Source organism: Brevundimonas sp., assembly GCF_036405315.1.
GTDB lineage: Bacteria > Pseudomonadota > Alphaproteobacteria > Caulobacterales > Caulobacteraceae > Brevundimonas.
This window is the reverse complement of sequence record NZ_DASWXW010000172.1, coordinates 1-4,919: the sequence shown is the minus strand read 5'-3', so window position 1 is coordinate 4,919 and position 4,919 is coordinate 1. Positions and strand designations below refer to the sequence as shown.

Sequence of the window (4,919 nt, the reverse complement as noted above, 5' to 3'; positions counted from 1 at the left end):
CGCGGGCCTTTTCGACCTCGGCGCGGGCGGCGTCGGCCTGAGCGGCGGCCTCGGTCTGCACCGAGCGCGCCGTGGCGACGGCCGTGGAAATGGTATCGGCCCGCTCGTCGATCACGCGGCGCAGACGCGGCGCGAAGACCTTGGCGACGAGCGCATAGAGGATGGCGAACAGGATCAGCAGGTAGACGACCTGCCCGGCCCAGTGCTGGAACTCGAACTGAGGCAGTCCGCCGGCGTCATGCTCGGCGGCGGCGGCAGCCGCGTTGGCGGGCACATGCCCGGTTTCGGCCGCGTATTCGACGGCCTGTTCCACCGGCAGGACCGGGGGCGGAGCAGAGGGAGTTGCAGCCATGATTATCCGTCGCGAAAGCAGATGCGGCGGCGCAGCCGGTCAGGCGCGCCGCCGCTGATCAGCGGGTTCGGGTTTAGCCGAGCCAGATCAGGATGCCGAGCACGAAGGCCAGGATGCCCAGGGCTTCGGCGAGGGCGGCGCCCACGAACAGGTTGCCGACTTGCGACGCGGCGGCAGCCGGGTTGCGCAGGGCGCCGGCCAGGAATTGGCCGAAGATGTTGCCGACGGCCAGGGCCGAACCGACCATGCCGATGGTGGCGATACCGGCGCCGATGAACTTGGCGGCTTCAGCTTCCATGATGATATTCCTAATTCTTGGAGCGTTTGGAGGGTGGGGTTTAGTGCTGGTCCGCAGCCTTAATGGCCATGGCCCAGGTTGACCACATCATTGAGATAGATGCAGGCCAGAACGGCGAAAACGAAGGCCTGAAGGAAGGCCACGAGGAACTCGAGCGCGGTCAGGGCGATCACCATGCCCAGCGACAGCGCCGCCACCGGCAGGGCGAACAGGCCCGCGCCGCCCGCCAGCGCCACGCCCACCAGGGAGACGATGAAGCCGGCGAAGATCTTCAGCGCCACGTGGCCGCCCAGCATGTTGCCGAACAGACGAAGCGCCAGGGTGACGGGACGCAGCAGGAAGGAGAAGAACTCGATCAGGCCGACGACGGGACGCAGCAGCAGCGGCGCGCTGGTCGGCCAGAACAGGCCGAAGAAGCCCAGGCCGTTCTTGGCGATGCCGATGATGACCACCAGGGCGAAGGTCAGGACGCCGAAGGTGGCGGTGACGGCCAGCTGCGAGGTGGCGGTGAAGGTCAGGAACATCCCCAGCACGTTCATCATCAGGATGAGCAGGAACAGGGTGAAGACGAACGGGAAATACTTGCGGCCGTCGTGGCCGATGATCGACTGGGCCAGGTTGTCGATCATGCCGAACAGGGTCTCGCCCGCGGCCTGCATGCGGCCCGGCACCACCTGGGCGCGCGAGGTCGCCAGCGTCAGGAAGATCACCACCAGGCCGAAGGCCAGGGTCATCGCCAGGTGCGAATTGGTGAAGGCCAGGCTGACCTTGCCGACGAGCGGAAGGGTGATCTCGCCGAAGTCGGCCAGCGGCACGATCTGGAACTGGTGAATCGGATCGGCCACGGGCCTTTCGCTCCTTAGTCTTTTTCGTCTTCGCCGGCTTCGACGTAGGGCACGGCTTCCGCCTTGACACCTGCCGCCATCGCCTGCGCCATCAGCCGATTGGCTGTCCGGCGCGCCATGTAGATCGCCAGGGCGAAGCCCAGAAGGACTCCGACCAACAGGCCCCAGGGGGTCGTGCCGAACAAACGGTCGACGCCGAACCCGAGGCCCAGACCAACGAAAACACCGCCGAGCAGCTCGGCGATGATCTTATAGGCCTGTCCCGTCACCGCGTGCGCAGCGAACTCGGCCGATTGCTCGACCTGGGTCCGGCCCTCCAGCGCGGATGCGCTTTCGTTGAGGCGTTTGATCGCCTCTTCGCGCGATTCCTTCGTGGGGGACATGGGCCTGTTCGCTCAGCGTCCGACACAGGGCCGGAACGGGTCTGAATTCGGCGCGGAACCTATAGCCGAGGGGGCTTCAGGTCAAGGCGCGCCAATCTTTACTTAAGCCCATGTTTTTCAGCGCCTTACGGCCAAGGAACAAACAGGCGTGGCGATGCGTCGCTGCTCGGGCCCCGAGTCTCAGTCCTCGCTGACGAAATCCTGGGCGAACTCGGGCGATCCCTCGTCCAGAGCGGTCAGCAGGTCCTCGCCTTCCGAATCGCCGCTGCGGGTCGGATCGGGCACCTCGAAGCCGACCGGAATCGACAGGTCCAGCAGACCCGCCGCCTTCATCTCCTGCACGCCGGGCAGGTCATAGAGGCTGGCCAGGCTGAAATGCTCCAGGAAGCGGTCGGTCGTGGCGTAGGTGACGGGACGCCCCGGCGTGCGCCGGCGTCCGCGCAGCCGCACGAAGTCCATCTCCAGCAACAGATCCAGCGTCCCCTTGGACAGCGACACGCCGCGCACGCTCTCGATCTCGGCGCGGGTGCAGGGTTGGTGGTAGGCGATGATGGCCAGGGTCTCGAGCGCGGCCTTGGACAGACGACGCGGCTCCTCGCGCTCCTCGGTCATCAGGAAGCCGAGGTCGGCGGCGGTGCGGAAACGCCAGCGGTCAGCCACGCATTCCAGCTCGACCCCCCTGCCCTGATAGCGTTGGCGCAAGGACGCGATGGCCCGACCCGCGTCGGCGCCCTCGGGCAGGCGGCGCGCGATCTCTGCCGCCGACAGGGGGGCGGCGGCGGCGAACAGCAGGGCCTCGACCCGGCGTTCGATCTCGGCGTCATCGGGTTTGAAGCTGAGGTCAGACATGAAAATACCGGCTCAGCGGCCATAAAGCACTCACGGCGTCAGCTCCAGTGGTTGGCCGAGGCCCCGGCGTTTCAGGAAGAGGTCGGCGAAGGCCTCGGCCTGACGCACGTCCATGGCCCCCTCCTTCACCAGCTCCAGACTGGCCGACAGGGTGGAGGCGGTATAGCTGGCCTGGCTCGGCCCCTCGGCGTCGTCCGGATCGCGGGCCGGCGCCACGCGCTCCAGCGGGGTCCAGTCGGCCAGACGCGGCATCATGGAACGCAGCCAGTCGCGCGCGGCCTCCAGCTGGAAGGCCTCGACCCGCTGGCCGGGGGCATAGCGACGCCGCTCCTCGCGCCGACGCTGGGCGACATAGGCGGCCATCAGCTCATAGAGGCTGGCGTCCACGCGGTCCGAGGGGATGATGACGGTGGCTTCCGGATCGCCGCGAGTGAAGACGTCGCGCTTCAATTGCGGGCGGCTGGTGATGGCCTCGACCGAGCGGCGCATGGCCTCCAGTTTTTGCAGGCGGAAGGCCAGGGCGGCGGCCATTTCCTCGGCCGGCGGCTCCTCGGCCTTGCCCTTTTCGGTGCGCGGCAGCAGCAGGCGCGACTTCAGATAGGCCAGCCAGGACGCCATCACCAGATAGTCCGCGGCCATGGCGAAGTTGCGCCGCCGGGCCTCGTGAACAAAGGCCAGATACTGTTCCGCCAGCCTGGTGATGGACAGCTTCAGCAGGTCCACCTTCTGCGTGCGCGCCAGCGCCAGCAGGACGTGCAGCGGTCCTTCATAGCCCTCCAGATCGACGACGAAGGCCTCGGCGGCGTCAGCATCATCGACGGCGGCGAAGTCCAGATTGGGCTGGAACGCCTGATCCATAGTTTAAGCCTGCACCTCGCCGACGTCGGGGCCTTTGGCGGCGTCGAAGCGACCGCTCAGGGCCGCCTCCAGCCGGGCGCGAGCCTCGGCCACGTCGAGCGGTTCGGGCGTGTGGACGATGCGCTTCAGCGCCGCCTCGGCGCGGCGCCGGGCCTGGCCCTTCAGCTTGCAGGTTCCCTCGGCTGCCTGACGCATTTCGCCGAGGTCGCCGTTGCAGTGCAGGATGACGTCGCAGCCGGCCTTCAGCGACTGTTCGGCGCGCTGGGTCAGGGCCCCCGACAGAGCCTTCATCGACAGGTCGTCGGACATGATCAGGCCCGAGAAGCCCAGATGCTCGCGCATCAGGCGGATGCCCTTCTTCGACGTCGTGGCCGGACGCTTGGCGTCGACGGCGGTGAAGACGACGTGGGCCGTCATGGCCATCGGCATGTCCGACAGGGCCTTGAACGGGGCGAAGTCCCAGCCGTCCAGCGTGGCCAGATCCGTCTCGACCACCGGCAGGGCGTGGTGGCTGTCGGCGAAGGCGCGTCCGTGGCCGGGGATATGCTTGATGATGGGCAGGACGCCGCCCGCCAGCAACCCTTCCGCCGCCGCCCGGCCCAGCTGGGTCACGGTGGCCGGGTCCTGGGCATAGGCGCGGTCGCCGATGATGTCGTGGGCGCCCGGCACCGGCACGTCCAGCACCGGCACGCAGTCCACCGTGATGCCCAGCTCGCGCAGGTCATGGGCGATCAGCCGCGCCCCCAGCCGCACCAGTTCGCGCGCCGCGACGGGATCGTTGACGGCCTTCAGATAGGCCGAGCCGGGCGGATACTTGGGCCAGTGCGGCGGGCCGAGGCGCTGCACCCGGCCGCCCTCCTGATCGATCAGGACAGGGGCGTCGGCGCGGCCGATGCTGTCGCGCAGGTCCTCGACCAGGGCCTTGACCTGGGCCGGGCTCTCCACGTTGCGGCGGAACAGGATGAAGCCCCAGGGGCGCGCCTCGGCGAAGAAGGCGCGCTCCTCCGCCGTCAGCTTGAGGCCGGAACAGCCGTAGATGGCGGCGGAGGTCATGCGCTCAGGCCTAGCGGACGATGCAGTCGCGGCCGGCGGCCTTCAGCGCGTTGCAGAAGGCGACGGCGCGCTCGCGGCTCAGGCCGGTGAAGGTGGTGCGATAGACGGTCGAGCCGTTGGCGGCGGTGACTTCCTGAACGCGCTTCTCGGCGCCCGAGGCGAACGAGCCGAAGCGCGCGGCCACGGCGGCGTATTCACGGTCGGCGATGGCGGTCGAAGAGAAGGCGCCGATCTGCACACCCGACGATCCACCGGCGGCGGGTGCAGCCGCAGCTGGGGTC

Annotated in this window: 8 protein-coding genes; all 8 read right to left on the bottom strand. The window is 68.3% G+C overall.

The features are described 5' to 3' along the window. Window positions 1–352 (bottom strand): F0F1 ATP synthase subunit B family protein (locus tag VGE49_RS10765; RefSeq protein ID WP_473964842.1); only part of this gene is annotated, 352 nt, incomplete at its 3' end. Between the two features lie 73 nt (window positions 353–425). Then, entirely contained in the window at window positions 426–650 is a 225-nt protein-coding gene (locus VGE49_RS10760; RefSeq protein ID WP_046651755.1) for a F0F1 ATP synthase subunit C, read from the bottom strand. Between the two features lie 59 nt (window positions 651–709). Then, window positions 710–1,495: a F0F1 ATP synthase subunit A gene (locus tag VGE49_RS10755; protein WP_331034552.1), complete on the bottom strand. Its 786-nt coding sequence runs from the start codon at window positions 1,493–1,495 to the stop codon at window positions 710–712. A gap of 14 nt (window positions 1,496–1,509) precedes the next feature. Then, complete coding sequence (locus VGE49_RS10750) at window positions 1,510–1,878, bottom strand: AtpZ/AtpI family protein (protein ID WP_331034551.1); 369 nt, start codon at window positions 1,876–1,878, stop codon at window positions 1,510–1,512. Between the two features lie 180 nt (window positions 1,879–2,058). Further along, a complete protein-coding gene (scpB, locus tag VGE49_RS10745) occupies window positions 2,059–2,727 on the bottom strand; it encodes an SMC-Scp complex subunit ScpB (RefSeq protein WP_331034550.1) in 669 nt (222 codons plus the stop codon). Window positions 2,728–2,757: 30 nt separating this feature from the next. Next, entirely contained in the window at window positions 2,758–3,585 is an 828-nt protein-coding gene (locus tag VGE49_RS10740; protein ID WP_331034549.1) for a segregation and condensation protein A, read from the bottom strand. A gap of 3 nt (window positions 3,586–3,588) precedes the next feature. Further along, window positions 3,589–4,638, bottom strand: a complete 1,050-nt coding sequence (nagZ, locus tag VGE49_RS10735) for a beta-N-acetylhexosaminidase (RefSeq protein WP_331034548.1) — start codon at window positions 4,636–4,638, stop codon at window positions 3,589–3,591. 10 nt (window positions 4,639–4,648) lie between these two features. Beyond that, a partial coding sequence (locus VGE49_RS10730; RefSeq protein WP_331034547.1) for an SPOR domain-containing protein occupies window positions 4,649–4,919 on the bottom strand: 271 nt, incomplete at its 5' end.

Excerpts from the sequence above, each read along its gene's own strand:
- VGE49_RS10760 (WP_046651755.1), bottom strand. The coding sequence starts at position 650 with ATGGAAGCTGAAGCCGCCAAGTTCATCGGCGCCGGTATCGCCACCATC.
- VGE49_RS10750 (WP_331034551.1), bottom strand. The coding sequence starts at position 1,878 with ATGTCCCCCACGAAGGAATCGCGCGAAGAGGCGATCAAACGCCTCAAC.
- scpB (WP_331034550.1), bottom strand. The coding sequence starts at position 2,727 with ATGTCTGACCTCAGCTTCAAACCCGATGACGCCGAGATCGAACGCCGG.
- VGE49_RS10740 (WP_331034549.1), bottom strand. The coding sequence starts at position 3,585 with ATGGATCAGGCGTTCCAGCCCAATCTGGACTTCGCCGCCGTCGATGAT.
- nagZ (WP_331034548.1), bottom strand. The coding sequence starts at position 4,638 with ATGACCTCCGCCGCCATCTACGGCTGTTCCGGCCTCAAGCTGACGGCG.